The following is a 25,409-nucleotide window of genomic DNA, read 5'->3' as shown; positions in this document are numbered from 1 at the left end:
TACCCACTATATGTCTATTACCTTGGGCCGAGCAATTAGCAAAAGCTAATTGCTCTTTTATATTGAGTTAATAATAAAAACTTTGTTCTTATTTCTTTTTCACATTATATATTTCTAACCTAGACGTTCTGCTCAGAGAGTTACCTCCTATCTTAAAGAACACTGATGCATGGGCTCTTTTTATTTAAATAAAGATTTTGTTTGAACCCATTCACCAATTTCATACTTTTACATACTTTAATACTACCTTTCTGTATAATGTGAGTTCGTCACTTTAGTTATAGTGAGGTATAAAGAGTGCTCTTGATTAGCGCTCTTTTTATTTGTTGTTAAATAAGGGTTTTGTTCGAAATTCATTAACATTATTGGTTCCTTTGCATACAGTATTATCACAAGGAATTCCACAGGTTACTGTGGTCAAGTTACCTTGAATTTCTTGCACACCTTAAGGGAAGAATCCATTTATAAAAAAATGGGTTCTTTTATTTTTTTCTCATACAATAAGAATTTTGCTTAATTACTATTAACGTTTTAGACTTCCTTGAATACATTAATATCACAAGAAATTATATATGGTGCTCTGGTCCAGTTACCTTGAGTTTCTTGCAGACCTTGTGTGAAGAATCCGTTTATAACAAACGGGTTCTTTTATTTTAGGTTATAAAATAATGATGTTATTAATATCGTTATTTCTTAATTTTAAGATTCGTGTTAAAATAACCTCATATCATTCTTTTTACTTTCACTTTAAAGATGATACTTCAATCTTGGCCCTAGTCCTCTAGGGCCTTTTTTATTTCAAATAAAGATTTTATTTAATCTCGCACCTAAATCAAAAACATACATACAATAATGGGTATTCTTTTTCAACATTAGTCAGAGCGCCTTTCTCTCAAGGCACTCTTTATTATTTAATGACAGGCTCCATAATTCCATGTAAGGCATACAATATTAAAAATTTACTCGTGAAAATCTGATTACGATTTTTTAGATTTTCTATATCTCATGAAACATTCACCTACCTTACTAAGGGTGCATATAAAAATGCACTCTTTTTATTTGTTGTTAAATAAGGATTTTGCTTTACTTGTGCTAGCTACCTGCCCCTTGTATAAATGCACCTTTTTTTACATACAATATTAAATTAAAATAAGCCTTTTTTAGGACGGTACCAATATGAACAAGACCTTTAAATACATTTTAATCTTCTTTTGTGCTGTGTTTTATATTGCAATGATTAGTGGTATTATTTATCTAAACTTTGTTCAAGAACATTTTATTCCTCCCAGCAAAAAATCTAAGATTGAACATAAACATTTATAATTAGGTATAAGGAGCGCTCTACAAGGCACTCTTTATTTTTTAGGGACCGGCTCCATAATCCTAAGTAAAGAATACAATATAAAAAATTAACTCATGAGAATTTCACCTTTTAGATTTCTTTGAATACATTAATATCATAAAAAATCTAAAAGGTGCTCTGGTCCAGTTACCTTGAATTTCTTGCACACTTTGAGGGAAGAAACTTTTTATTAAAAAAGCTTCTTTCCTTTATTCGTTATAAAATAAGAATTTTGTATAAAACTGCATTATTAGCACAAGCGTTTATCTTACATAAAGAATAAAGTATTTCTATATTCAGAATCAGGAAAGGTATGATTAAAATGTTCTTTGCAGCTACCCTTCTAGATATTTACGAAATTGATGATAATTATCTTATAAGTTGTTCGATTGATAACCATTCCAAATTTAACTTTGTAATTTCTAAAGACAAAGTGTATGGCACTCCATTTATAGGCGCACATGTTTCAGGTGACTATGATGATAATAAAAAGATAAAACATCTCTTTATTGAATAAGATGACATGTTATTCAATAAAGAGATGTTTTTGTTACCAAATAACTATTTTGTTAAATTTCATAAATACAATTGCTTGTCCGTTTCACTCTACTTAACTCTCGCATTTACTATTAGTAATACGAATATTCAGAGGTGATATATAATGGATGAGTTTTTATCTTCTGCTGCACTAAATCCAGATGCAATTGGCCCCACACTTCCACCTGTTCTACCTTTTCAATCCCCAACTGGCCCCACTGGGTCAACAGGAGCTACTGGGGCTACTGGAGCTACTGGGTCAACCGGACCAACTGGGGCTACTGGGGCTACTGGACCAACTGGACCAACCGGACCAACTGGATCAACTGGGGCTACTGGACCAACCGGACCAACTGGGGCTACTGGACCAACCGGACCAACTGGGGCTACTGGACCAACCGGACCAACCGGACCAACTGGGGCTACTGGACCAACCGGACCAACTGGATCAACTGGGGCTACTGGACCAACTGGACCAACTGGATTTAATCTTCCTGCTGGACTTGCATCTATTTCCTTAACTTCTAACGCCAACACAGCATGTGTATCCACCCAAGGAAATAATACTTTATTTTTTTCAGGTCAAGTATTAGTAAATGGTATCCCTGCTGCAGGGGTAGTAGTCAGCTTTTCATTTAGTAATCCTTCTCTAGCTTTCATGGTTCCTCTTGCTACCATCACCAATGCTTCTGGTAACTTTACTGCTGTATTTTTAGCCGCAAATGGACCTGGAACAGTAATCGTTACTGCTTCACCCCTTGATTCTCCTGGAACAATGGCTAACGTCACTATTACCATTGTGAATTGTCCGTAATAGCTTTATTTTTATGGAATAAGCAATCTCTGATAAGATAGGCACTGTAAATCAGTGCTCTATTTTATTACTGGGATATTCCTTTCAAATGAAATCTTTAATTTAAACTTTCTTAATAAAATTCAAATTTGGTCTTACTTTACATCTACACGTGTTTGACTTGCTTCTCGACTAAAACCATCAGGATATCTTTTAGCTAATTTTGCAATATTCATTTCAGCAATATCTTGTAACGTATATCCCAGTTCGTGTGCCATAATTGTTAAGTAATACAGAATATCTCCAAGCTCTAAGGCTAATTTATAAGTGTTTCCATCCTCTTCTCCTGGACAATGCGATGGTTGGAAACCATGTCCATGATAAATTGCTTTTTTTACAATATCGGCAACTTCACCAGCTTCGCCTGTAAGTCCTAAAGCTGCATTTGAAACTCGTCCTCCAAAATCAGTTTTGCTATTCCAAGTTCGTAAAGTTGCTTCCTGATAATCATTTAATTCATCAATCGATAAGATACTTGCAATCTGTAAAACTGTAGCTTCATTTATAACTTGTTCCTCATTTTTTGCTTCACTCATTAATTTAGTTGCTTCTAATACACCATTTTCCATAATGTTCATTTTGATTTCCCCTTCCTATTTAGCAAATCCCTAATCCTATTGGACGATTTTCAATTAAATACTTATCAGCTTGATCTATTACAAGAAGTGCAACTTCCGCTTGGTGTCTCCTTAACGCTTTTGCCATCTTCGGCAAACTCATACCTTGACTCCACATTTCACGAAAACGTACTACATCTCTTTCATCCCAAATAAAGTTAGCTTCTTCTAAAACGATGTATATTTTTAACCGTGATTCCTTCATCGCTTTATGATTTCTTGCTACACTCATAAGCGAACCTACTTTCTAAAATTAATCATTTTATCTTTTCAGTAAACTTAGTATCTACACGATCAACTTTACCGTTTACCCAAACCGCCACTTGCTCACCGAATCCACTCATTGGCGGATTTACTGCTGTTACATTTCCGTCCTTCACTATTAAAAGTTTGTTGCTACTAACATCAATTTCTATTTTTTTCATATGTCCATCTCCCTTTTACTACCGCATGTACTCGACAACATCAGGTTTAAATCCACTTCCTAAATAAACCCTTACCGGAATTATTTCTTTTTTATCCCTTGCTGCCTTACACAATTCTTCAGCTGTATCCCAATTGAAAAACTTATCTACAGCTCTTTGAAATCTCCAAATAGCCATTACATATTGTTCAAAGATGTCATAACGATCATCTTGTTTAGTTGTGCATGGTAATTCATCCGTACATTTTGCATTCGTTGGAACTCGGACGCGTACATCAGCGTATTTAGTGCGTCCAGTTCCTCTCTTCACATTTGCCTTCATTACATCGAACTCACAAATTGTTGGCTCTACATCGAAAATGTTTAGTTGCTTAGGCATGTGCCATCCCACTCTTCTGAATAAGATCCAGTAATTCAATTACCCCTTCCTTGCTTAAAAACATTCGGCCACCTAGCAACTCTATGTTGTTTTCAGAAACTTCACCCGTTACAAAGCATGACTTTTCATGTCTTCTTAAAACGATGTTTTCACCACCGACATGAAAATCTAGTGCCGTTCCTTCGGTAATACCTAAAGTTCTGCGTAACTCTACTGGAATTACTACACGACCTAGCTCGTCCACTTTTCTTGCAACACCCGTGTTTTTCATATCTTACTCCCCTTTAATATTTTTATATTTATTTAGAATCTCATCCAAACGTTTCTTATTATTTTCAAAATCATCGCTTTGAGTTTGCTGTGGCTGCTGTATTGGCTCTTGTTCTTCTTGTTTGCGTAACCAATCCGGTACAACTTCCGTTCGTTTGGAATAACCTTTACCAGTACGTTTATTGTTTTTCTTACTCATTTCAAATCGAGTATCTAAAGCAGCAACCTCATTTAATGTTTTTACTTTTTCCTTTTCCCAACTACTTAAAATACTGCGGATATATCTCCACTTTGGTACATTTTCATCAATTGCTTTATTAACAGCGTGAATAACTAATTCATTACCGAATCTATCGCAAAACTCACCTAATTCTTGAATTGCAATTTCACTTAAAGGAATTCCCTTTTCAAGTAAAAAGTTGTAACTAATTTTAAATTCTTGATCAATTAATTTCTGAGTTGAGGTAGCATCATCATCATTTATATTTGTAGTAATATTTGTAGTAATCTCTGTATTTGTCTTACGTTCTAGTGTAAGAGACTCTTCCGTTTTATCGTAGAAGGGTATTGCTCTAGAATGTAAGACCCTCTTGCTTTCTAAAGTAACAGGGCTATTACTTTTCAGTGTAGGAGGGTTACCATTTCCCCAATACATAATGGATATTTTCTGAACCATTTCAGGTACAGGTTCAACATACATAACGTTATTACACCTAGTTCCGTTAACAAGAATCGTCCTAAACTCAATTTTTATAAGTCCACGTTCTTTCAGAAAGTCACACGCTTCTTTTACTTGTCTTTTTGTAAATCCAAATGAATCGGCTAATTGTTGATAGCTCTTTTGAAGCGTGTCTGCCTTAAACTTTTGCTTATATTGAACTTGACTAGATTCTTCACTTCTTACTTCAGTAGGTTTATACCAATAAACAATTTCTCCTAAGATAGTAATTGCAACAATATTAGGTTTACCATTATCTAATGTAAGTGTTTTAAACCATCCATGATCTATAACATTGCCACGAAAATTTATTTGCCCTATTTGTAATACCTTGGTGTTCATAGTTTTCACTCCTTTTCATAAAACCAATGTGCTATCTTCCTATTTTCCGTGTTATACTTATAACAACTTATTTTTTGAAAAGGACCCACTGCAATGGGTCTTTTTACTTTGCTTCACATCACTCCAAGCCCATTGTTTTATTGGTTCATAAGTTATGTAAAACAAACATGAACCACATGCAATTAATATCGCTAATATAGCTAATGAGGTTGTATCTTCCACTAAATCACCTCCTTTTGTGCTTCAAGCCAAGCTTCTAAATCCTTTTGCAAGAAAAGTAATTTACGTCCTTCCCTGATCACTGGAAAATGTGGGTGATTTGCTAATTCATACATTCTACAAACTGCTATATTGAGGTAAGCAGCTGCTTCTTTCACCCTCATTACCTTGTTTGGTTGTGATTGTTGTTGGAATGAAGCTAAAGCTGCTTGAATTTCTTCGCGAACAACTTCGCGGATTGACTCTTTAATGATTTGATCTAATCCCATTTTGTTTTGCTCCTTTCTAATTCACTTAACCAAAAGTTAAGTTATGGACAAAAAATTTTAATTGCATCTAACTTCACTTTAAAAAACTCAGCAATTTTCACAATTAAATCATAATAAGGTCGACGCTTCCCGTTTTCTATATACCAATAATAAACTTCAGTAATACCAACGGCTTCAGCTACTTCCTTACATGTATATCCCTGTTCTACACGTAGCTGCTTTAGAGTTTTCATAAACAACTCCTCTCTTCCGTTTTTGTTGTTAATTACATAATAACTTAACCTAAAGTTAAGTTCAAGTGTTTCCCAAAACTTTTTTCAAAAAAATTACCTTTTCACTTAACTGATAGTTAATATATAATGACAGTGTGACACCATAATAGTAATTAAGAAAAAATAATTTCATATAAAATAAACTTGGGGTGTTTTTTATTATGTTTAGTCATGAGAGATTGAAATCATTAATTGAAAAGAAGAGCATCACCCAACAACAGTTAGCTGACGAAATTGGTGTTAGTCATGTTTCTGTTTATAATTATGTCGAGGGAAAAAAAGCACCCGGTACACGTACACTTCAGAAGATAGCAAATTATTTAAAAGTAACAACAGATTATTTGTTAGGTTTATCTGATTCACCAGATTTAACAGCGGGCGAAGACTTACAGTTAACAAAAGAAGCACACGAAATTCTTCAAATCATTAATGACTTACCTGAAGAACAACGAAAAAAAGCATTAGAGCAATTAGAGATGTTTGTGAACTACGAGAAATCTAAAGGAAATATGTAGTATAAAAAGACTATCCAAGAAAGTTAGATAGTCTTTTTTACATGACTTTTTCTTTTTTTGATTCACTCAAACAAATAGAAAATAATTTCTCTTTTGGATTATCTTCTTCTTGCAAAAGTAATAAAGCTTGTTTAATTAGATTAACTTCCCCTTCTTTACTTTTCATCTTCTTCGATCTCCCTCTTTTTATTTTTGGATTTTTTTTACAATAATTTCTTTTTTCTTCTTTCAGTAAAAAAAGAAATTTCTCCTAAAATTACAAATGACATCGTCAATTAAGACGATGTCATTTGTAATATATATACCTTTATTATGTATTTTACCAGCCGCCACCAGGGTCAACCATCATGTGTTGAATTGTAGGTTTTGAATTATTTGTACTAGGCTTTTCTTTTATAGAATCAGTGTTAATGAATAATGTAGCAGCTATTAATAGCGCAGGAATGATTGTAATTATTTTTTTCATTATGTCACCTCTTTCCGAAGACAATTATACCAATTATTCAAATTAAACCCAAGTGTATTTTTGGTAAATTTGAATAAAATATATTCCCTGATTTTTGACACATCAAAAGAGAACGTTTCATTAACTCTTCTTTTTTTGTACCTTCATATGTTAAACCTAAATATGCAGTCTGTATGTCTGTTAATCTTCCATTCTTCTCATTTAATTGATTTAATAGTTTTCTCGCTTCAATCTTCTTACCTTGTTTAATCCTTAAATATGCTAATTCACCTGGATGGACAACATCTAAGCTACTAATTCCTTTATCATGATGAATCTTTAGAAATGATAATGTATGTTGCACCATTTTTCTTTTTCTCTCAATTCCATTAATCTTACTATCCCCTATCACTTCAAGAGTCTTTTCCAAATAATATTTTGCCTTCTCATATTCATTCGCTGAAAAAATATAAGATTCACCTAACTTTAAATATGCATTTACTTTTGGAAAAGAAAAAAAGTTATCCCATTCAAGATCATCTAATAGTTCCATGCTAAAATGTCTTGCTTCACTGACTTCACCACCCTGCAACGAAGTAACGGCAATGGCTTCTTTATATCGTAATTTATAACATTCTCGAATGTACCTATTACTTACTTTATTTATTTTTATTTCAAGAGATTTTAATCGCTCATTTAAAGAAGTAAAATTACCCGATTGATATTGCGCTTGGCATAATAAAATTTCAATTAACACTTCCATCTCTGTTGTTCTTATTGATTTACTTTCCAGGCTTAATGCCTTATGGTACTGTGTAGCATCAATCTCACCTATATATCGTTTATATATAATTCTATACACATTAGCAAATTCTCTATTTTCTGCTACCTTTGATTGTGATTCACTATTGATAATATTAATTAATAGATTAAACTTTCCCCTTAAAGCTAAATCCTCCATTGCCTCACGTAAGTTTTCTGATTTTGGTTTCGTTATATATATATAATCTGTTAATAAATTTTCTTGAACCTGTATGCCTTTGTTTAATAGGATGGCTGTCTTAGAAAGAAAGCCAAAACTCATGTCTGTGTTACCTTTAAAAACTTTTGTAACAGTACTTGGCTTAACTCCCCAATAATTTGCGAGTTTATTTTTTCTTATTCCAGCTGCACATAACTCTTTTTCAATTTGATTTAGAGCTTTCCACATGTTTTGTCCCCCTTATTGGAACAAGACACACTTCCCTATCATGAAAACGCACCTTAATGATGAATTACATCTAAAAGTTGTGTTATACTAGCCATATATGTTACGCATAGTCGTAACTGAAAGGCTCATGGCAAATGTTTTCCCTACTACAATTAGGGCAAACGGTGTAAAAGTGTTCCCAGCACAATTACACACGCTATGGGTCTTTTTCGTTCCGTCAAATTATATTATTAAGAATATTCTATCACAAATAACCCAAACATCTATTCTCTTATATTCTGAAAATACTTGAGAAAGTTAAAAATACTAATATAAGTCTAGTTTTTTGACAGTTAAAAATATGAAATATTGCATTTGATAATCGGTTTATATGTAACTATAGTGATAGCAAAAGTTCAATTATTCTTTTAGAGATGTAAAGTTAATAAATACCTATTGAAATTTTATATTAAAATTACTATCCTGAACCAAAATAGTACAAGTTTAACTATTTCCAATTATGTAATCATTTAGTTTTAACTGTATATGCCATAATTTAAGAATAAGAAAAGCCACTCATCTAAGTGGCTTTTCTTATTCTTAATAGACAAACTCAATCTAAATTCATCATTTTCTTTAGGGTATTTTAAAAATGAACATAATTATGATTTTCTACTGAATGGCCTTTTACTCCAATCTGCAGATAAATTATTTAATAAGAAAAGTGTATTTGGAACTGGTGATGGAAACCTCGCAGCTTGAAAATTTGTAAGAAGTGGAGATGCAATAGCGCCATCTATGGTACTACCAGCTTGAACTTGCACCATATCCCCTGCATTCAATTGTACAATCGTAGAAACTGTTACCGCATTTAAAAGCCCAGTATTTCCACCAAAAAAGCTATCATCTCCTGCTATTAAAGTACTGTTAACTGTTATAAATACTTCCGTCACATAATTTAGGGTATCATCAGTAGGACTAAAAATTATAGTAGTAATAATTAAATATACTCCATCTTGTTGCGGTATAAATGTTGATACACCATCATATTCACCATTTAAATCGAATTGTGTAGTTTCAAATGTTACTATAGACAGTGTATTAGCAATAACGGACTGATCAGTAGATTTGAAAGCTCTGAATGCAGATTCAAATCCCGTTGGACCTGTTGGACCTGTTGGACCTGTTGGACCTGTTGGGCCTGTCGGGCCTGTTATTCCAGTTGCTCCCGTTGGGCCTGTTGGACCTGTTATTCCAGTTGCTCCCGTTGGGCCTGTCGGGCCTGTTATTCCAGTTGCTCCCGTTGGGCCTGTCGGGCCTGTTATTCCAGTTGGACCTATTGGACCTCCTGAAGGACCTGTTGGACCTGTTGGACCTGCCGGGCCTCCTGAAGGACCTGTTACTCCGGTTACTCCCGTTGGACCTGTTGGGCCTGTTATTCCAGTTATCCCCGTTGGGCCTGTTGGGCCTGTTATTCCAGTTACCCCCGTTGGACCTGTTGGGCCTGTTATTCCAGTTACCCCCGTTGGACCTGTCGGGCCTGTTATCCCGGTTACTCCCGTTGGACCTGTTGGGCCTGCTATCCCGGTTACTCCCGTTGGACCTGTTATTCCAGTTGCTCCCGTTGGACCTATTGGGCCTGTTATTCCGGTTACTCCCGTTGGGCCTGTCGGACCTGTTGCTCCACTTGCTCCCGTTGGTAGAGTAAATGAGGAAATCGGTGGCAATGTCGGTCCTATTAAACTCGAATCCAGTGAACTAGCAGATAGATTTTTAGAGTTTAATCCTTCCCATTTCTTTTTCCTCTCCATATATCTCACTCCAAATAAAAATCATTTCTTAATTAAGAAAATATTAATTGTACAAAATATGATATATACAAGATGTACTATTCCAAATAAAATATTTTAAATAAAAATATTTCCTTAAATATACAAAATTCTTTTATAAAATTAACTTTTGTAAAAAACAACCAATATATTAAATAATCAATTCTGTTCATATATGGTAAAATATATCCATCGCTGATATGTCCAACTATGTAATTTTCATAGCAGCAAAATTACAACCAGACTTATACAACATGATTCAAAACAAATGAAGGAGTGTTTTAAGTGAAAGGACATATTCGAAAAAGAGGAAATAAATACTGTATCGTTATTGATATCGGTCCTGATCCAGAGACAGGAAAAAGAAGACAGAAGTGGTTTTCTGGATATAAGACAAAAAAAGAAGCACAGGCCGATGTAGCAAAGAAAATTACAGAGTTGAATGAAGGAACTTTTATAGAGCCATCTAAAGTTACGTTAAAGGATTATCTAAATCATTGGCTAGAAATTAAAAGTATGAGCATAGAAAAGAGCACCTTTGCTGGCTATAGGGCATTTATCAACCAACATGTTATACCTAGTATAGGAATGGTCGCGCTTCATAAATTAAATGTTATGCACATTCAAAAATGCTATAAGACTACGATAGATAAAGGGATTGCAAGCAATTCTATTCTGCTTATGCATAGAATTTTAAAAAGCGCTTTAAACCTAGCCGTAAAACAAAATATTATGTCTCGAAATCCAGCAGATTTTGCTGAGATACCTAAAAAAGAAAAAACCCCTATCCAGACTTGGACAGAGGAAGAAGTAAAAAAGTTTTTAGCTCATTCACAAGAATCACGATATCACATTGGGTATCTACTTGCAATAACTACAGGTATGCGTCTGGGAGAAGTTTTAGGTTTACGATGGCAGGATGTTGATTTTGAAAAACATACCGTTACAATAAATCAAACATCTGGTCATGACAATAAGATCAAAAAAACTGCAAAAACAAATTCTTCAAAACGCACAATTCCTGTACCTAATGAAACAATAGCCGCCTTAAAAAAACATAAAATTTTAATTAATAAAGAGAAATTAAGGTTTGGTTCTGCTTATCTAGATCAAGATTTAATAAATTGTAATGAGTTTGGAAGAATCATAAAAAGAGCACCTTTCAGAAAAAGTTTCATTAGGGCGACACACAAAGTAGGTATAAAAGAAATTAAATTCCATGATTTAAGACATACACACGCAACTATACTATTGAAACAAGGAGTTAACCCTAAAATCATCAGTGAGAGATTAGGTCATACAGATATTTCAATGACATTAAGTGTCTATTCTCATGTTTTACCGAATATGCAAGAAGAAGCCGTTAAAAACTTTGGTAAAAGCATCTTTGGATAACGTATGTTTGCAAAATGTTTGCAATTCATAAAAACAGGTCAAACAAACGTTGTTATATCAGGGCTTGTTTAACCTATCATCTTATATTCTTGATAAAATCTCCGAATCCCTATTGAAATATTTAATAATGGAGCGTTCTCACCACCGCGGGTTATGCATTCGAATCGATATACATAGGAGAAAAAATCTTGTGTTTTTTCATCTTTTATCGGCCCTGACATCGCCTCACAAATATTTTGTGATCTAAGAGGGGAAAAATAGATTTCTTCTTCATTTGTATTTTCTAAATATATAGGACGCTCACAAAAAATATGTGAGATTAAAGCGGGCACCCACTTAGAATACGTTTCATTATCATGTAGTACTGGCAAATTAGAAATCAAATCGGATTGCCATTCATATTTTGGTGGTTCTACTAATCTATTTGGTTTCCAATCATGAATAATCTCATACCAACTTTGAAAAATATAATCGAGCTGCTCTTGTCTAATAGGTTCTTTCGATACAATCCATGGTGTATTTTCATTTAATACGTACGGGTTATGCTGAATAAACAATATATCCGAAAACATATCATACAATCTTTCATTCAAACGTTTCAACTTACTCGTTAATAAAAATGTCTTATAATGTATCTCTACGATGTCCAGCCATTCAATAGGAAAGTATATAAATGATACCTTTTCATTTAAAAGGGGTTCTACTATATTTTCAAATGTTAGCAGCCTTAATTTTTTCATAAAATGATTCCTTCCTTTCTTCAGTTGTCTTGATTATCAAAAAGCTAGAACAATAGTTACTTAATCTCATCCATTTAAACCAAGTATTTAAAAGAAACGTAAAAACTGTTTATCTACATAAATTATTATCAAACCGACTCTTTTAAAAATTCAAAGTAATTATCATGTATAACACCTCTATTATATTTTAATTTCGATACATTCGAATTATACATTACACTTAATGCATTGTACTTATCATTTACAATATCTTTACAAAAAAACCAAAAAAGAACACCTTAATTCGGTGCCCTTTTTACAAATATCAACCTTTATGTAATTGAACATATAGATAACAGTAATCCCCCAAATGAAATTGCTCCTAGTAAACCTACTACAACTCCTGTTAAACAAATACAATCAGCAAGACAAATAGAAGACTGCGATAATGGAACAAATGACCTACTTGTACTCGAACCATATTGTTTTATTTTCTCATAATTCACATCTAACATTAGATGTAAACATGTTACACCATCCTCAATAGTATGTAGAGGTTCTTTTTCTAATCGCTCCAATAATTTACTATCAAAAGCAACTGATAGAGGATACTGCTTATCTAATTTCATATTTTGATAAATTAGTTGCAAACGAGATAATATATTGTTTTTCTTCTTTTCAGATGTTACTGTACATTTCATTTTATTAAATTCATTTAATAACAGTGTCAATTCATCTCTTTTTCCGTATAAATCTTTAGCTATTTTTCTCTTTAGTTTATACGAATGGATAATAGATTTTAGTTCAATCATATTCATACACTTCCTAATTACATATTATTTACCCGATTATTTTATAGATAAACAGTACTTTTTAATCTTATTTAAATTACACTCAAGCATCTTCATTTACTATCGATTAACATTACATTAACCTTACAAAGTTGTAATAAATTCATTAGCTAGAAGAAATCAATCCCTAAACCAGACAGATATTTGATGATAAAACCATAAGAAAAAAGCAATGATTAGATTTTAAATCTAGTCATTGCTTTATCCATCACCTCTTGATTACACCTATATATCTTATTGTTACTCTTTCACTTGAATGACTGAATATATCCATTAATAATGGCTATATTCTTTGTCGGCAAGTACATATATAAAACTAATGTTTTTTAATTGATAAAGTGAAGCTTTAATCAGCTCTCACCAATCGGGCTTTTATGGACAGTCCGCCACCTAACTTCTCTTTGCTCTCTCTGAATTTTAAGGGAGATTTTATTACCCGCAAATAGTGGGATAAATGTAATTAATATTCATACGTTACAATAGTACCAGTAGTATCAGTAGTACCACTAAAACCATCAAAACAATTAGAGCAACCACCACAGCCGCCACAACCTCCGCAACCTCCGCAACCAAAACAACCGAAGCAACCAATACAACGGAATCCACCACAACGGAATCCGCCACAACGACCTCCACCACAACCACCACAACGACCACAACCGCCACAGCGACGAGCAGCATCTTCAATATAGTAATATGGATATTGGTTTTGCTGGTCCCAATAGACAATATTTCCAGACCGGTAATCATTAAGACTTAACGCTTGTAGTTCTTGTTGAAACTGATTCATTTTCATAACCTCCGTTTATAAAATACAACCTCATTGATGCTTCCCTATATTTCTGTTCGTTACATCTAAGTAAAAATAGTGCTATAAACTAAGTTCAATACGTACACCAACAAAGTATGACTTATCACTAAATGATGCACCTTGTTCATATACCTATTTTTGCTATGGGCTCATTTTTATAAAATGAAACTTTAATCAGTGGGGGGAGTTCATCCCCCGCTGATTATTAGCCCTCACCAATCAGGCTTTTACGAACAGCCCGTTAATGCGGGATAAATAAAAATTAAAAAATATGAATTCTAGCCTCATATCTTCATACCTACTAAATTCAATTAATTTCTCAATAATTATGTTGTCATATCCTATATATTTCCGTCTGCCGCTTAGATTTTTCTGTACTGTAAATGCCTTTCACTATAACACCTCCAAGTAACCGGTTTCTATGACAGATAAGAAATTCCTACAAAGAAAAAAGCCCTTATTAGGGCTTTTCATTCTATTTCTCCAGCCAAACTCTCTATGAAATTCCTAATAGAAAAAAGACACACTTAGATTGATGCGTCTTTTTGTGATGCCTCTTTTGTGAAATCATATAAAGCAATTGCGCCTAAAAGAACAAGTATACCTTGAGGAACATCTAGCAAAATAGTTTTCCAAATTTCTGGAATTACCCATTTAATATCTGCTGCTGTTTCAAGATATGTTTGGAAATAGCTGATTGTAAAATTAATTATCCCTAAAAATACAAACAACGATAAACCAAATCGAATTAATTTCTTATTTGTAAACATATAACACCTCTCAAAATTTATTGGATATTCCTGCTTTTGCTTCTTTATATTTCCATATCTTTATATCTAATTTTAACACATAAAGAACTCAAAAAAATACGATATGCATATTTGCATATCGTATTAACAACACTCCATGATAATTTAGAAATTCCTGCAAAGAAAAAACAACTCCGTTACAGCTAACAGCTCGGGTTTCTTTTCTTATTTAACTTCATACCACCAACATTTACGTTCTTTGATTGTAAAATAAATGTGACAGAAGTTTATCCAGTTAATGCGTAGACAAGTAAATGAGCTAAATTATCGATATTTTATTTCGCCATATCCGTAGCACTAATGACTTTGCGCAAATTTGACAAGAAAAAATATATAGATAGGTATGATCCATACCTATCTATAACATTATTTCTATTCTTTATCCAATTACGTCTTTTACGTCTGTATCCACTGGCCACTTTTCTAATGTATAAGCCATTTCCCAAAATGAATATTCATATTGACTGCTAATAATAAAATGCTGTTTCATACGTTTGAGGTCTACCTCTGTTACTTTTTCAGCGATAGTATCTAAACGTGTAATTTGTTCTTCAACTAGCGTACGGAACCAATCAGATCCATAAGCAGAAATCCATTCGTTATAAATTGGCTCTTCCGGCTGGCACTCTTTTAAGCGTTCGCCAATTTCATAATACAACCAATAGCAAGGTAAAATTGCTGCAATGATATCTCCTAAATGCCCTTCATACGCAGCACGATACATATGTGAAGTATACGCATATGCAGTTGGCGCAGGAATAAAATTATCTTTTTCTTCTTTTGTTATCCCTAGCTTTTTAGCAAAATTCTCATGTAAAGATAACTCGGCCTCATATGTATTTTGAGCATGATGTGCCATACGAGCTGTCGTCTCTAATTCAAGAGCTTTTGCAGCTCCTAAAGTTTGTACTCTAGCAAAATGACTCAAATAATATGAATCTTGAAGCACATAATAGCGAAAACTAGCTAAATCTAATGTTCCTTCACCAAGTTTTTTTACAAAAGGATGGTTAAAACTCGCTTCCCAAATTGAATCTACTTCTTTACGTAATGATTGTGAAAAAGTCATTTAAATCCCTCCACTAATGTATAAAATATAAGTATTTATCCACAATTATTAAAGCTGTAAAATAAAAAAACTTTCTTTACAGGCGTAAAGAAAGTGAAATTGACAGTATTTATTTACTCATTAAATAGCAACGTCTTTCCCACTTCCCTACGCTGGCATTAACCAGATCAGGTACTAAGAGTCTCAAAATCACATTTGATCTCAGCCTATAAAAGGCCCCCCTAGTGGATAAATATTTTGTTTTTATAATGTATTCATCATAGCATACTTCGTGAAACTGTCAAAAGAATTAGTTATATAATCTCCTTAAAACCCTTCTTCATTTCTAACTTTTAATGATGTTTCAATAATCATATCTAATAGTTTGCTATAACTAATTCCCGCTGCTTCTGCACTTTTGGGCAATAGGCTTGATTGTGTCATCCCTGGTAATGTATTAATTTCCATTACATATGGAATTCCGTCCTTCACCATCATATCAACTCTTGCATAAACACTACATTTTAATGCTTTATAACAAGCCAGTGAAGCTTTATTTACACGTTCATTAATTTCTGCTGGAAGTTCGATAACTTCCTCAACTGTACTAGTATCATCATATTTTGCATTGTAATCAAAAAACTCGGCTGCATGTCGAATTGAAACTATAGGTAACTGTTTTCCATCCAGAATAGAACATGTAATTTCATCACCTTTTATATACTTCTCAATTACTACTTCAGAATCCCATTCGAATACAGTTTCTAGCATTGAGATCAATTCATTTTTATTGTAAACGATTTTCACCCCGACACTCGATCCGCCGGAGTTTGGTTTTACCACTAATGGAAATCCTAACTTATCTAACTCATCAAGATTTAGATCCTCCATTTTTGTAAGTTCAATCCAATCTGGTGTTTCTACACCTTCATAACGTAAAATCTTTTTCGAAATATTTTTATCCATACATATACTACTAGATAACATATTACTTCCGCTATAAGGAATCCCTAAACTCTCCAGTGTTCCTTGAACTGTCCCATCTTCTCCGTATTTTCCGTGTAATGCGAGCAATGCAAAGTCAATGTCTTTCGCTTTTTCAATTAAATCCATTTTTTCATTTAATGTAATTGGGACTATTTCATACTTATTTTTATCTAAATGAGCAATCATTTCATTCCCGGTCATAATTGAAACTTGTTTTTCAGACGATACCCCGCCCATAATAACACCGATTTTCATTTTCTCAACTCCAATTTTCATTTTTTAATGTATCACCAATTATTTTAATTCCCCGAACTATTTCTTCTTCTTTCAAGCGCGAAAACCCTAATCGGAAAGTGTTCGCTCCTTCTCCATCAGAGTAAAAAACATCTCCAGGTGAAAACGTAACGCCTTTCTCATAACACTTTTGTAAAAGTGTGCGGGCGTTCATATGCTCTTCTAGCTCTATAAATAAATGCAGTCCACCATCTCCAGTCATTCTTTTGAAAGGAATGTACTGGTTACATGCCCCGACAGCTAACTCATATTTTTTCTTATAAACAGATCTTGCCTTTTTTAAATATTTTTCAAAATATCCCTCATGTAAATATTGAAACAGAACAGCTTGATCTAGCGTAGATGTGTGAATCGTTCTTGCTCTTTTTACGCTTTCTAAATAATGAATCAGCTCTTTATCTGCAATAATCCACCCTACACGTAAACCAGGGAAAAGTACCTTTGAAAAGCTACTAATATAAATCACATTATTGCCAGCACCAGCAAAAGTTAATAATGGAGCTAAATGTGAACCTGAATAACGTAATTCTTCATTAAATCCGTCCTCTATAATAGGAACGTTGTATTTTGAGAATAACCTCATCAATTCCGTTCTTTTCTCTGAACTCGTAACAATACCGGTTGGATTATGATAAGAAGGAATTAAATAAGCAAAATCAAAATCTTTTTCACGCAAACTTTTTTCAACTTCATTCGTATCAATACCATCCTCATGCATATCAATCCCATGAACTTCAAGTCCATGTAAACGGAAAAGCTTAAGTGCAGCATGGTGAGTTGGATTCTCACAAATGACACGACCGGATTTTTTTGATAAAGAAGAGAGTACAATATCCAATCCTTCTGTAAATCCATTTGTAATTAGAATATCTTTATTCGAAATGTCTACACCTTTCATTTCCATGTAATGAAGTAAATAATTCATTAACGGTCTATATCCCTTTGCATATCCGTAGTTCAATACGATGTCCCCTTCAATGGACATACGAGTAAGAAAAGCTCTTTTGAAATTTTCAACATCAAATAGCTTCTCATCCGGGGCTATACTATTAAAAACAATCATTCCCTTTTCCCAACGAACACCATGTTTCATTAAATCTAATTCGTCCGCTAATGCGGTCACTGTATTAAGTTTATTTTTCCAATCTATTTCAACAGACGAAGTGTTAGATATATCCACCTTCGCAACAAAGTTCCCTTTTCCTTTAACTGCATAAATGAGTCCTTCTTGCTCTAAATCTGCATAAGCAGCGAGTACAGTGTTTCTACTCACACTTAGTAATTCACTTAGTTCCCTTGTTGATGGGATTTTTTGATCCCCGAGCAAATGCCCTTTCATAATCATCTTTTTCAAATAGTCTTTTAATTGAATATAAACGGGACGATCTTTAACAACTTTAAAATCCTTAAACAATTCCTTACCCCCTGCAATCATTTTTGCATATTTATTTCATTCTTAAAAGGTCCACGACATATGTATTTTTTATAAAGGGCGGTACGGTCTTACAAATCTTTTCGATATAAGTTAATTACATCTTTTAAAGCTGCAGCTGCAGCGCCTCGTGGATTAGAAGCCCCACCAATTGTAGTAACTTGTCCCATCGTATCTGTAAAGAATGTAATTCCTTTTTCGGTCCCATTTACATTTGCTAACGGATGATCTTTTTCTATTTCGCACGGTTCAACACTTAAATTCACATTGCCACCCTCATCCTTATATATTGATGCTATTAATTTAATAATTTTATGTTGTTTCTTAGCATTTTGTATTTGCTGTTTTGTAACGTGCTCAATTCCTTTTATATGTATATCAGTAAGTGTTTTCTCTGTTTCCATTAAGCTGTTAGTCAAAAGTAACAATTTACACGCACTATCTGAACCACTTATATCTAATATAGGGTTTGTCTCAGCAATCCCTTTATTTTGTGCTTCTTTCAGCGCTTCTTCAAATGTCATATCTTCCTCATACATTTTCGTAAGAATATAATTAGTTGTTCCATTTAATATTCCTTCTATTTTATCAATACTGCAACCAGCTAAACTAAATTGTCCAATATCTAGTGTCGGTAGTGCAGCGGCTGTTGCACCGCTATATCGAATTCGTACATTTGCGCCTCTTGCTGCTTCATTTATTTCTCTCCAGTTTGTAACGAGCGCACCTTTAGAAATTGCTACTATATCCATCTGTTTCTCAATCGCTTGTTTCATATATTGTTTCCCTGGATTTCCATCTTTAAGATTTGTAACTGTTGATTCTACCAATACAGTACCACTTATGCTAGTTGTTGCACGTTCCTTCGGATGATATTCTAAATATTTTTCAATTGCAGCGGTACCGCCACCATACATTAATAAATGATGAAGTGATAAGCCGTCTTCATTATGTATTGCAATATTTCTCCCTAATACGCCGCTTACAATTAATTGAATCCCATATGTTTCATATATATATGAATATTTTTCATTTAATAATTTTATAAACTCTCTGCCTACTGTTCCGTATCCTGATAATACAACTTGAATTTTCATAATATCCCCCCATATTTTTCTACCAAATCCCTCTTTCAATATAATATAAAGCGCTCTCGAATTCCATCGAGAGCGCTTTATTATTACCTATTTCGGTAAACGTGATAGCTTTTTAGCAATTGTTCTATAAAACTCTTGAATGCTAGAAAAACCTAACGAGTCTGAAACACTTAACCCTACCATGTCGAGATGGTCCCAATTCGCTTTCGTTTCGATATGATTCCATTTTCCAATCTGTAATGACTCATTATTATTTACAGTAACATTAGAAGATGGTGCAATCATGGAATTTGTATTTACTACACCATCATTTTGCCACCAAGAAGTATCAACTAGCGGACGGTTTTCTTCATATCTCGCATAAGAACCTAAGAAAAATGCATTTCCCATTAACACTTTATTCATCGTTATATGAGGCAAATGTAAACCTGTTATAGGTGCTGCTTGTGATGCATGTCCACTATAGGATAAATAATACACATCTGGTTGCGTCTTTACCCAATTATTTAACTCCTTTGCACCATCTGTACTTAAATCCCACTGACTTATATCTTTTGTATTTTTCCAAAGTGAACTATTTAGAATACGATTACTATATTGGAAAAAGGACTCTCCAGCATTCTTCTTTATACCCCATTGATCCAATTTAAAATCATATAATGATAAATTATTGTTTCCTCCAAAGCTTGCAGCTGTAATGAGTAAATCTTTAACGAACGGAAGTAGAAGACTCCCATCCGCAAGTGTTGTACCGTTGTGAGGGGTTGCTAATGTTGTAACACTATGAACATATGATTTTCCGCCTTCAAATAGTGGTGATATTTTGGTGTCTGGGTGATTTTTCACATAATTATTTTCTTCAAAACTACCTTCTTTTAATAGCTGTACTAATGTTCTAATCGTTTGTCCACCCATGCTATGTCCAACTAAATGAACTTTATTTGTTTCAGTCCAATTCGGTGCAAAACCACTATAAGTTCTGCCAAAACGATTATGTCCATGTTTCTTAGCATGTACGGCACCATAGTCTACTGTCCCACCGTTAATTTGTGCATACAATTCACATGCACGATCCCAGTTACTAGAAACAGGTCCAACAGCTGCGGTATGTACCATATAACCATTTCGTTTCAAATCTTCCTGTATATCATGAACACCACCCCAATATTTTACGCCCAGCATTTCTTCCCTACCCCATCCAGCAAATCCATTCACCAATATGATAGGATAATTATTTTGTTGTCTTTCTTCAGCGTATGATATTTTCGCTGCGAATGAACATACGGTCACTAATGCGAAAAAACATATTTTTAAAAATAACTTCCCCATACTTTCTCCCCCTAATAAAACGTTTACATTTTTCTTTTCAAAAAATTAACAGAATAATTTAACAACTTAAACATAATGTAAAGTATTTTATATACGTTGTATATATAGAAAACACATACAAATGTTGATAAATATTAATTCAAGTGAACATTTACTTTTTACAATATAACTTGTAAATCTGTTTATTTGAATTTATAATTAGATATAGTTTCCTCATGTTAAAAAGATTTAAAAACCATAAGAAAACTAATCTCATTGCTTCAAAAAGGAGGAAAAAACATGCAAATCGGATCAAATATTCATACATTATCTCAACCTACTAAAATAACTCCATCTACTCTTGAGCATAATACTATCTCTTCTACTAAACTTGAAAGTAAGAAAGTAAATGATCCTATCAAGTTTGATATTCGTTCATCTGAAAAAGAAATGAAACAGCCTGAGCATAAATTTAATGAATTAGATTTATGGAAGATGTTAAAGGATAAAGGTGTTCCTTTATGGATCATCCTTGAAATGCTACAAAAGGCTCGTAAAGAAAAAGAAGCCCAAAATAATTCAGTTCAAAATTCAAATGCGATTGAGGAAACAAACGAGACTCGATTAAATGAAGTAATGTAAAGCATAATAATTGATTTGTCTATAAACTAAAAAGAGTTCGAAGCTGATAAACTTTCTATCAACCTCGAACTCTTTTTTAAGATTTTTCTCCGATCGTTACAAACTGAACTGATACTTTCTCTTTAAAACCTTCAATTAGCTTTCTTACTTTTACTTTTTCATTAATTAATGTATTATCTGTCGACATTTTAGGTTTTTCATCACCTAACGACTTTTTTAAATGTAGAAGTTGCATATTCGTTTCATTCGCTTTTATTTCTTTATACACACTATTTTTCGCCACAATGATATACCATAGTGCTCCATAGTCACGTTTATTGCCAAGCCAAGCATCACTATCATATGCAACTGGTATCTCTTTTCCTTCTATTTTAATACTTTTAATATTCTTTTCTTCTTCATTTATATATAGTAGTGAGCTTTCTTTTGGAAAATTAGGTAACGTATCTACCAGTTTGGAAAGGGCTCCTTGGTCACGTTTACGAAAAATCTTTGCTTTAATCATCGCTTGTGCAGTAGATTCATTTAATATTAATACCTTTCCTTTTTCAAATTCCCCTGTTTTCACTGGGAAAATTTCATGTTCTTTCGTATTTTCCTTATAACGATTCATAATTGCTCCAGTATGATTCTCATCTCCAATGATTAATACACCGTTAGCTGGAAATAATTCTTCACTTTTAGCACATGCACTTAAACTAATTAAAATTAATATACATAATATGAAAATTGATAATGTTTTTTTCATTACAATTCCTTTCATAACTCATATTGTTTTTTTACATGCTTTTCTGCAATGTTACTTGCTGATGTTCTCTACTGTTCCATAGTTTTATAAAGCTTTTGTAGGTAACGCCAACGAGTGATAAAGAAGTATAAAACTTGTATACATATAAATGAAATTAAAATGGCGATAGAGCTATTTATGATAGAAAAGTCGACTAATTGTTGTAATGCCATATAAGCGACTACAGTATGAATCACTGCAACGACAATTGGTAAAAAGAACATTAATAATAACTGCCTCGTTACAACCTTTTTCAACTCACCTTTACTTAATCCCATTTTCGAAATCATTTTATATTGCTGTTGATCGCGATCTAAATCTGTATATAATCGGAAATAAATAAAACTAGCGGCGAATGTAAAGAAGACGATTCCGACTAAAATACTTACCATAAGTAATAAACCATTCTTTTGCTTTGCTTCCAACAAGTTTAATGTTAAAGCTTCAAAGTAGAAATCTCTATCCCTAAGATCTTTATCAAATATACTCTTTAATTGATTGGAAATCTCTTTCGTTTTTATCCAATCATCTACAACAAATCCGTAAGTACGATATGAAATTTCTTCATTAACTGGGTCACTAGTAAGAGGCATTCCATCATATACTTGATCTTGAACAGCGATATAAATAGTTCTAGAATCATGTGGTAAAACTAAATTTTCTACAGCTTTTTTCACATGAAATGTCTTTGTCCAATCACCTTGAATGACTTCTATATCCTTTTTATACTCGCCATTTTTAAATTCTTGTTTTTGTGATACAACTCCAGGGATTAATAAAATTTCATCTTCTTTTTCAATGGTTTCTTTTTGATAGCCTAGTGCTTTAGCAAGATCGTTGTATTCACTTAACTTCATTACATTTACGCTATTTTCTGTGTATATATATGAAGATGAAGCCATTCGATACGGAATATTAGCATCAGAAAGGTGTTTTTTTATAATAGAAAGATTTTTATTCAATACTTTGTCATTTTCCAAACTTCCATACAAAAATGTATACGGATTTGTCATCCTTACCAAATCCCTATTTCCAATTGCGGCTGTTGTACCAATTGCTGTAAATGCAACTGCTGAAACAATAGATACTATAAAAAACATCGTTGCATTATCTTTCATACGGTAAATTAATTCTGAAAATGTTAATATATTTGTTCTCTTTAAAAAGAAAGATTCTCTCCTTTTAGCAAGGTGCAATATATAAACGCTACACTGAGTATATAAAAAGTACGTTCCTATAATTACTAGAAGCACACCTATTCCAAGCGTAATAAAATTGGTACTTGGTATAAAGCGAAATACTGAAAAATATCCATACCCTATACTAATTAAAGAAAGTATCGATAATAAAACTGAAGATTTCGGTTCAGGTTTTGGCTTTTCCTCTGCTCGAATAAGTTCCACAAGTTCCGTTACTTTTATCATTTTAAATGTAAATAATGAAACAATTAAAAACAAGAAAAGAAATGTAATAACTGTTAATAATACAGCTCGGACTGGTATATAAAAAGGTAAACCATTATTAATCATTAATACACTTGCACTTATCAATAAGACTAGTTTAGAAAATATGAGTCCAATGAAAATCCCTATACAAATTGAACCAAGTCCAATCAACATATTTTCAATTAATAATAATTTCTTAAGCTGTCTCATTGACATACCTTGCATCATTAAAATGCCAAATTCTTTCTTACGCGTCTTTAAAAACGAACTAACTGAATATAAAATAAAGAAAAATGAAAATACAAAAATCAATCCTTGCGAAACTGAAAATCCCAATGTACCAAATGCACTTATTGTTGCACTTGTCGATTTCAACTCACCTTGTAAATCAGGATGAAATAATAAAAGAGCATACGTAAAGAAAATCATAATAGAAAATGCACTACTTAAAAAATGGGCAGCATATGTACGCTTATTGCGAAAAATATTATTAAATGCGAACTGACGAAAAGTCATGCCTTTTTCCTCCTAACAAAGAAAGGACATCCATAATCTTTTGATAAAAAGTTTGCCTACTTTCACCACAATAAATTTCGTTATATAGTTGACCATCTTTAATAAAGATTACTCGGCTGCAAAAGCTCGCTGCATACGGATCATGTGTAACTAACATCATCGTTGCTTTTTCTTCTTTATTTAGAGTATCAAGCATCTCCATTACATCATTTGAAGATTTAGAGTCCAAGTTCCCTGTTGGTTCATCTGCAAGTAATAATTGCGGCTTATGAACGATCGCACGAGCGATTGCTGTTCTTTGAGCTTGTCCCCCTGATATTTCAAACGTTCTTTTACTCAATATATCAGTAATGTTTAACTTCTTTGCAATCTCTTCTACTCGTTTATTCATTTCTTGGACGGAAACACCATCTAAAGTCATCGGCAATACGATGTTTTCTTTTACAGTAAGTGTGCTAAGAAGATTAAATGATTGAAATACAAATCCTAATTGTTTTCTGCGGAATAACGCTAATTCTTCTGATGATAATTGAAAAGGATTTGTACCATTAATAAATATTTCTCCCGATGATGGAGAATCAATAGTAGATACCATATTTAATAACGTTGTTTTCCCACTACCTGACGGGCCCATAATTCCTACAAATTCACCTTCTTGAATTGATAAATCAATATCTACTAATGCTTTATACGGTATTTTCCCTTTATATACTTTACTAATACTATTTGCCTGCAAAATTTCCATTTATATTCTCCCTTCATTTCCACTGCTCACTATAGAGTGTAAATGAATTGTCTTACAGCTCATATTGATTCACCTTTCATTTATCTTACACGCTTGTAAGATTTCTAAAAAAACTGATAACAAACCTATTTTCAAATCTATAAACAAAGCATATCTATCTTATAATATTTGCATATTGGTTAGAATTACAATGCTATTTTCTAATCTTTATTTTATTAATAAGAAAAGACCGATTTTTTATCGGTCTTTTTACTTTCAAATATTATATTTTAACTATTGTATGTAGTTGAAGCATATTTGAGT

Annotated in this window: 30 protein-coding genes, 2 pseudogenes and 1 riboswitch; of the genes and pseudogenes, 5 read left to right on the top strand and 27 right to left on the bottom strand. The window is 33.0% G+C overall.

The window, feature by feature from the left end; all coding sequences use genetic code 11:
• The first annotated feature begins 1,664 nt into the window (after positions 1 to 1,664).
• A complete protein-coding gene (locus tag AC1Q51_RS04485) occupies positions 1,665 to 1,859 on the top strand; it encodes a hypothetical protein (protein ID WP_097995368.1) in 195 nt (64 codons plus the stop codon).
• A gap of 144 nt (positions 1,860 to 2,003) precedes the next feature.
• Positions 2,004 to 2,060 (top strand): annotated as a pseudogene (locus AC1Q51_RS04480) (exosporium leader peptide-containing protein); the annotation flags it as partial.
• A 401-nt stretch (positions 2,061 to 2,461) separates the two neighbouring features.
• On the opposite strand, the gene AC1Q51_RS04475 reads toward AC1Q51_RS04480, so the two are convergent.
• The 10 genes from AC1Q51_RS04475 to AC1Q51_RS04430 form a co-directional block, all read right to left on the bottom strand.
• Positions 2,462 to 2,677 carry a hypothetical protein gene (locus AC1Q51_RS04475; RefSeq protein ID WP_000237379.1) on the bottom strand — a complete coding sequence of 72 codons (216 nt, stop codon included), beginning with the start codon at positions 2,675 to 2,677 and terminating at the stop codon, positions 2,462 to 2,464.
• Positions 2,678 to 2,827: 150 nt separating this feature from the next.
• The gene (locus tag AC1Q51_RS04470) at positions 2,828 to 3,310 is read right to left on the bottom strand and encodes a nucleoside triphosphate pyrophosphohydrolase family protein (protein ID WP_044307564.1); all 483 of its coding nucleotides are present in this window, start codon (positions 3,308 to 3,310) and stop codon (positions 2,828 to 2,830) included.
• A gap of 19 nt (positions 3,311 to 3,329) precedes the next feature.
• Positions 3,330 to 3,581, bottom strand: coding sequence for a helix-turn-helix domain containing protein (locus AC1Q51_RS04465; RefSeq protein ID WP_072938520.1), 252 nt, complete (start codon positions 3,579 to 3,581; stop codon positions 3,330 to 3,332).
• A 25-nt stretch (positions 3,582 to 3,606) separates the two neighbouring features.
• The gene (locus AC1Q51_RS04460) at positions 3,607 to 3,774 is read right to left on the bottom strand and encodes a DUF3954 domain-containing protein (protein ID WP_000717826.1); all 168 of its coding nucleotides are present in this window, start codon (positions 3,772 to 3,774) and stop codon (positions 3,607 to 3,609) included.
• Positions 3,775 to 3,792: 18 nt separating this feature from the next.
• Positions 3,793 to 4,152, bottom strand: a complete 360-nt coding sequence (locus tag AC1Q51_RS04455) for a hypothetical protein (RefSeq protein WP_016512772.1) — start codon at positions 4,150 to 4,152, stop codon at positions 3,793 to 3,795.
• Positions 4,145 to 4,423 (bottom strand): AbrB/MazE/SpoVT family DNA-binding domain-containing protein, encoded by a 279-nt coding sequence (locus AC1Q51_RS04450; RefSeq protein WP_000799089.1) that lies wholly within the window; start codon positions 4,421 to 4,423, stop codon positions 4,145 to 4,147. The genes AC1Q51_RS04455 and AC1Q51_RS04450 overlap by 8 nt, the downstream gene beginning before the upstream one ends.
• A 3-nt stretch (positions 4,424 to 4,426) precedes the next feature.
• The gene (locus AC1Q51_RS04445; RefSeq protein WP_001093547.1) at positions 4,427 to 5,482 is read right to left on the bottom strand and encodes a DnaD domain-containing protein; all 1,056 of its coding nucleotides are present in this window, start codon (positions 5,480 to 5,482) and stop codon (positions 4,427 to 4,429) included.
• A 57-nt stretch (positions 5,483 to 5,539) separates the two neighbouring features.
• A complete protein-coding gene (locus AC1Q51_RS04440; RefSeq protein ID WP_000390284.1) occupies positions 5,540 to 5,704 on the bottom strand; it encodes a hypothetical protein in 165 nt (54 codons plus the stop codon).
• On the bottom strand, positions 5,704 to 5,970 hold the full coding sequence (locus AC1Q51_RS04435; protein ID WP_000522030.1) for a helix-turn-helix domain-containing protein: 267 nt from the start codon (positions 5,968 to 5,970) through the stop codon (positions 5,704 to 5,706). The genes AC1Q51_RS04440 and AC1Q51_RS04435 overlap by 1 nt, the downstream gene beginning before the upstream one ends.
• Positions 5,971 to 6,011: 41 nt before the next feature.
• A complete protein-coding gene (locus tag AC1Q51_RS04430; RefSeq protein WP_000854268.1) occupies positions 6,012 to 6,203 on the bottom strand; it encodes a helix-turn-helix domain-containing protein in 192 nt (63 codons plus the stop codon).
• 200 nt (positions 6,204 to 6,403) lie between these two features.
• Between AC1Q51_RS04430 and AC1Q51_RS04425 the strand changes: the two genes are divergently transcribed.
• Entirely contained in the window at positions 6,404 to 6,757 is a 354-nt protein-coding gene (locus AC1Q51_RS04425) for a helix-turn-helix domain-containing protein (protein ID WP_000491237.1), read from the top strand.
• Positions 6,758 to 6,794: 37 nt separating this feature from the next.
• Here the strand turns inward: AC1Q51_RS04425 and AC1Q51_RS04420 are convergent, their stop codons facing one another.
• The 4 genes from AC1Q51_RS04420 to AC1Q51_RS04405 all read right to left on the bottom strand — a co-directional run bounded on the left by AC1Q51_RS04420 (position 6,795) and on the right by AC1Q51_RS04405 (position 10,202).
• On the bottom strand, positions 6,795 to 6,923 hold the full coding sequence (locus AC1Q51_RS04420; RefSeq protein WP_000836783.1) for a hypothetical protein: 129 nt from the start codon (positions 6,921 to 6,923) through the stop codon (positions 6,795 to 6,797).
• Positions 6,924 to 7,076: 153 nt separating this feature from the next.
• Positions 7,077 to 7,223, bottom strand: a complete 147-nt coding sequence (locus AC1Q51_RS04415; protein ID WP_000720922.1) for a hypothetical protein — start codon at positions 7,221 to 7,223, stop codon at positions 7,077 to 7,079.
• Positions 7,224 to 7,260: 37 nt separating this feature from the next.
• Positions 7,261 to 8,412 (bottom strand): AimR family lysis-lysogeny pheromone receptor, encoded by a 1,152-nt coding sequence (locus tag AC1Q51_RS04410; RefSeq protein ID WP_000265308.1) that lies wholly within the window; start codon positions 8,410 to 8,412, stop codon positions 7,261 to 7,263.
• A 641-nt stretch (positions 8,413 to 9,053) separates the two neighbouring features.
• Positions 9,054 to 10,202, bottom strand: coding sequence for an exosporium leader peptide-containing protein (locus tag AC1Q51_RS04405; protein WP_492331397.1), 1,149 nt, complete (start codon positions 10,200 to 10,202; stop codon positions 9,054 to 9,056).
• A gap of 303 nt (positions 10,203 to 10,505) precedes the next feature.
• Here AC1Q51_RS04405 and AC1Q51_RS04400 point away from each other — a divergent pair, with 303 nt between their 5' ends.
• A complete protein-coding gene (locus AC1Q51_RS04400) occupies positions 10,506 to 11,615 on the top strand; it encodes a site-specific integrase (RefSeq protein WP_098283028.1) in 1,110 nt (369 codons plus the stop codon).
• Between the two features lie 68 nt (positions 11,616 to 11,683).
• Here the strand turns inward: AC1Q51_RS04400 and AC1Q51_RS04395 are convergent, their stop codons facing one another.
• From AC1Q51_RS04395 to AC1Q51_RS04350, 10 genes and pseudogenes are all read right to left on the bottom strand, one after another.
• Positions 11,684 to 12,355 (bottom strand): pPIWI_RE module domain-containing protein, encoded by a 672-nt coding sequence (locus tag AC1Q51_RS04395; RefSeq protein ID WP_000736204.1) that lies wholly within the window; start codon positions 12,353 to 12,355, stop codon positions 11,684 to 11,686.
• A 311-nt stretch (positions 12,356 to 12,666) separates the two neighbouring features.
• Positions 12,667 to 13,152: a hypothetical protein gene (locus AC1Q51_RS04390; protein ID WP_002041181.1), complete on the bottom strand. Its 486-nt coding sequence runs from the start codon at positions 13,150 to 13,152 to the stop codon at positions 12,667 to 12,669.
• Between the two features lie 209 nt (positions 13,153 to 13,361).
• Positions 13,362 to 13,493 (bottom strand): annotated as a pseudogene (locus AC1Q51_RS04385) (site-specific integrase); the annotation flags it as partial.
• A gap of 152 nt (positions 13,494 to 13,645) precedes the next feature.
• The gene (locus tag AC1Q51_RS04380) at positions 13,646 to 13,975 is read right to left on the bottom strand and encodes a heterocycloanthracin/sonorensin family bacteriocin (RefSeq protein ID WP_016512777.1); all 330 of its coding nucleotides are present in this window, start codon (positions 13,973 to 13,975) and stop codon (positions 13,646 to 13,648) included.
• A 548-nt stretch (positions 13,976 to 14,523) separates the two neighbouring features.
• Positions 14,524 to 14,766, bottom strand: coding sequence for a DUF3937 family protein (locus tag AC1Q51_RS04375; RefSeq protein WP_000494855.1), 243 nt, complete (start codon positions 14,764 to 14,766; stop codon positions 14,524 to 14,526).
• 418 nt (positions 14,767 to 15,184) lie between these two features.
• On the bottom strand, positions 15,185 to 15,874 hold the full coding sequence (gene tenA / locus AC1Q51_RS04370; protein ID WP_071730521.1) for a thiaminase II: 690 nt from the start codon (positions 15,872 to 15,874) through the stop codon (positions 15,185 to 15,187).
• 127 nt (positions 15,875 to 16,001) lie between these two features.
• Positions 16,002 to 16,107: riboswitch (TPP riboswitch) on the bottom strand.
• 73 nt (positions 16,108 to 16,180) lie between these two features.
• Positions 16,181 to 17,095 carry a D-alanine--D-alanine ligase gene (locus AC1Q51_RS04365; RefSeq protein WP_003270605.1) on the bottom strand — a complete coding sequence of 305 codons (915 nt, stop codon included), beginning with the start codon at positions 17,093 to 17,095 and terminating at the stop codon, positions 16,181 to 16,183.
• Between the two features lie 4 nt (positions 17,096 to 17,099).
• Positions 17,100 to 18,548, bottom strand: a complete 1,449-nt coding sequence (pdxR, locus tag AC1Q51_RS04360; protein ID WP_000471611.1) for a MocR-like pyridoxine biosynthesis transcription factor PdxR — start codon at positions 18,546 to 18,548, stop codon at positions 17,100 to 17,102.
• 89 nt (positions 18,549 to 18,637) lie between these two features.
• Complete coding sequence (locus AC1Q51_RS04355) at positions 18,638 to 19,663, bottom strand: homoserine dehydrogenase (protein WP_090976695.1); 1,026 nt, start codon at positions 19,661 to 19,663, stop codon at positions 18,638 to 18,640.
• A gap of 87 nt (positions 19,664 to 19,750) precedes the next feature.
• Positions 19,751 to 20,992 (bottom strand): esterase/lipase family protein, encoded by a 1,242-nt coding sequence (locus AC1Q51_RS04350; RefSeq protein ID WP_492331396.1) that lies wholly within the window; start codon positions 20,990 to 20,992, stop codon positions 19,751 to 19,753.
• Positions 20,993 to 21,271: 279 nt separating this feature from the next.
• Here AC1Q51_RS04350 and AC1Q51_RS04345 point away from each other — a divergent pair, with 279 nt between their 5' ends.
• A complete protein-coding gene (locus AC1Q51_RS04345; protein ID WP_001165517.1) occupies positions 21,272 to 21,613 on the top strand; it encodes a DUF3914 domain-containing protein in 342 nt (113 codons plus the stop codon).
• A gap of 76 nt (positions 21,614 to 21,689) precedes the next feature.
• Here the strand turns inward: AC1Q51_RS04345 and AC1Q51_RS04340 are convergent, their stop codons facing one another.
• The 3 genes from AC1Q51_RS04340 to AC1Q51_RS04330 form a co-directional block, all read right to left on the bottom strand.
• Positions 21,690 to 22,361, bottom strand: coding sequence for a lipoprotein BA_5634 family protein (locus AC1Q51_RS04340; protein ID WP_002094033.1), 672 nt, complete (start codon positions 22,359 to 22,361; stop codon positions 21,690 to 21,692).
• Positions 22,362 to 22,429: 68 nt separating this feature from the next.
• Positions 22,430 to 24,361: an ABC transporter permease gene (locus tag AC1Q51_RS04335; RefSeq protein ID WP_492331395.1), complete on the bottom strand. Its 1,932-nt coding sequence runs from the start codon at positions 24,359 to 24,361 to the stop codon at positions 22,430 to 22,432.
• Positions 24,336 to 25,106, bottom strand: coding sequence for an ABC transporter ATP-binding protein (locus AC1Q51_RS04330; protein WP_090976692.1), 771 nt, complete (start codon positions 25,104 to 25,106; stop codon positions 24,336 to 24,338). Before AC1Q51_RS04330 ends, AC1Q51_RS04335 begins: the two co-directional genes overlap by 26 nt.
• Positions 25,107 to 25,409: the final 303 nt, after the last annotated feature.

It is taken from the genome of Bacillus sp. MT94, from assembly GCF_058792475.1.
Note: the sequence above shows the minus strand (reverse complement) of the source record. Positions and strands in the feature narration are given on the sequence as shown.

Excerpts from the sequence above, each read along its gene's own strand:
- AC1Q51_RS04345 (WP_001165517.1), top strand. The coding sequence starts at position 21,272 with ATGCAAATCGGATCAAATATTCATACATTATCTCAACCTACTAAAATA.
- AC1Q51_RS04390 (WP_002041181.1), bottom strand. The coding sequence starts at position 13,152 with ATGAATATGATTGAACTAAAATCTATTATCCATTCGTATAAACTAAAG.
- AC1Q51_RS04355 (WP_090976695.1), bottom strand. The coding sequence starts at position 19,663 with ATGAAAATTCAAGTTGTATTATCAGGATACGGAACAGTAGGCAGAGAG.
- AC1Q51_RS04450 (WP_000799089.1), bottom strand. The coding sequence starts at position 4,423 with ATGAAAAACACGGGTGTTGCAAGAAAAGTGGACGAGCTAGGTCGTGTA.
- AC1Q51_RS04350 (WP_492331396.1), bottom strand. The coding sequence starts at position 20,992 with ATGGGGAAGTTATTTTTAAAAATATGTTTTTTCGCATTAGTGACCGTA.
- tenA (WP_071730521.1), bottom strand. The coding sequence starts at position 15,874 with ATGACTTTTTCACAATCATTACGTAAAGAAGTAGATTCAATTTGGGAA.
- AC1Q51_RS04375 (WP_000494855.1), bottom strand. The coding sequence starts at position 14,766 with ATGTTTACAAATAAGAAATTAATTCGATTTGGTTTATCGTTGTTTGTA.
- AC1Q51_RS04445 (WP_001093547.1), bottom strand. The coding sequence starts at position 5,482 with ATGAACACCAAGGTATTACAAATAGGGCAAATAAATTTTCGTGGCAAT.
- AC1Q51_RS04435 (WP_000522030.1), bottom strand. The coding sequence starts at position 5,970 with ATGGGATTAGATCAAATCATTAAAGAGTCAATCCGCGAAGTTGTTCGC.
- AC1Q51_RS04470 (WP_044307564.1), bottom strand. The coding sequence starts at position 3,310 with ATGAACATTATGGAAAATGGTGTATTAGAAGCAACTAAATTAATGAGT.
- AC1Q51_RS04420 (WP_000836783.1), bottom strand. The coding sequence starts at position 6,923 with ATGAAAAGTAAAGAAGGGGAAGTTAATCTAATTAAACAAGCTTTATTA.
- AC1Q51_RS04415 (WP_000720922.1), bottom strand. The coding sequence starts at position 7,223 with ATGAAAAAAATAATTACAATCATTCCTGCGCTATTAATAGCTGCTACA.
- AC1Q51_RS04425 (WP_000491237.1), top strand. The coding sequence starts at position 6,404 with ATGTTTAGTCATGAGAGATTGAAATCATTAATTGAAAAGAAGAGCATC.
- AC1Q51_RS04380 (WP_016512777.1), bottom strand. The coding sequence starts at position 13,975 with ATGAATCAGTTTCAACAAGAACTACAAGCGTTAAGTCTTAATGATTAC.
- AC1Q51_RS04410 (WP_000265308.1), bottom strand. The coding sequence starts at position 8,412 with ATGTGGAAAGCTCTAAATCAAATTGAAAAAGAGTTATGTGCAGCTGGA.
- AC1Q51_RS04395 (WP_000736204.1), bottom strand. The coding sequence starts at position 12,355 with ATGAAAAAATTAAGGCTGCTAACATTTGAAAATATAGTAGAACCCCTT.
- AC1Q51_RS04430 (WP_000854268.1), bottom strand. The coding sequence starts at position 6,203 with ATGAAAACTCTAAAGCAGCTACGTGTAGAACAGGGATATACATGTAAG.
- AC1Q51_RS04455 (WP_016512772.1), bottom strand. The coding sequence starts at position 4,152 with ATGCCTAAGCAACTAAACATTTTCGATGTAGAGCCAACAATTTGTGAG.
- AC1Q51_RS04405 (WP_492331397.1), bottom strand. The coding sequence starts at position 10,202 with ATGGAGAGGAAAAAGAAATGGGAAGGATTAAACTCTAAAAATCTATCT.
- AC1Q51_RS04460 (WP_000717826.1), bottom strand. The coding sequence starts at position 3,774 with ATGAAAAAAATAGAAATTGATGTTAGTAGCAACAAACTTTTAATAGTG.
- AC1Q51_RS04340 (WP_002094033.1), bottom strand. The coding sequence starts at position 22,361 with ATGAAAAAAACATTATCAATTTTCATATTATGTATATTAATTTTAATT.
- AC1Q51_RS04485 (WP_097995368.1), top strand. The coding sequence starts at position 1,665 with ATGTTCTTTGCAGCTACCCTTCTAGATATTTACGAAATTGATGATAAT.
- AC1Q51_RS04330 (WP_090976692.1), bottom strand. The coding sequence starts at position 25,106 with ATGGAAATTTTGCAGGCAAATAGTATTAGTAAAGTATATAAAGGGAAA.
- AC1Q51_RS04335 (WP_492331395.1), bottom strand. The coding sequence starts at position 24,361 with ATGACTTTTCGTCAGTTCGCATTTAATAATATTTTTCGCAATAAGCGT.
- AC1Q51_RS04365 (WP_003270605.1), bottom strand. The coding sequence starts at position 17,095 with ATGAAAATCGGTGTTATTATGGGCGGGGTATCGTCTGAAAAACAAGTT.
- AC1Q51_RS04465 (WP_072938520.1), bottom strand. The coding sequence starts at position 3,581 with ATGAGTGTAGCAAGAAATCATAAAGCGATGAAGGAATCACGGTTAAAA.
- AC1Q51_RS04475 (WP_000237379.1), bottom strand. The coding sequence starts at position 2,677 with ATGGTAATAGTGACGTTAGCCATTGTTCCAGGAGAATCAAGGGGTGAA.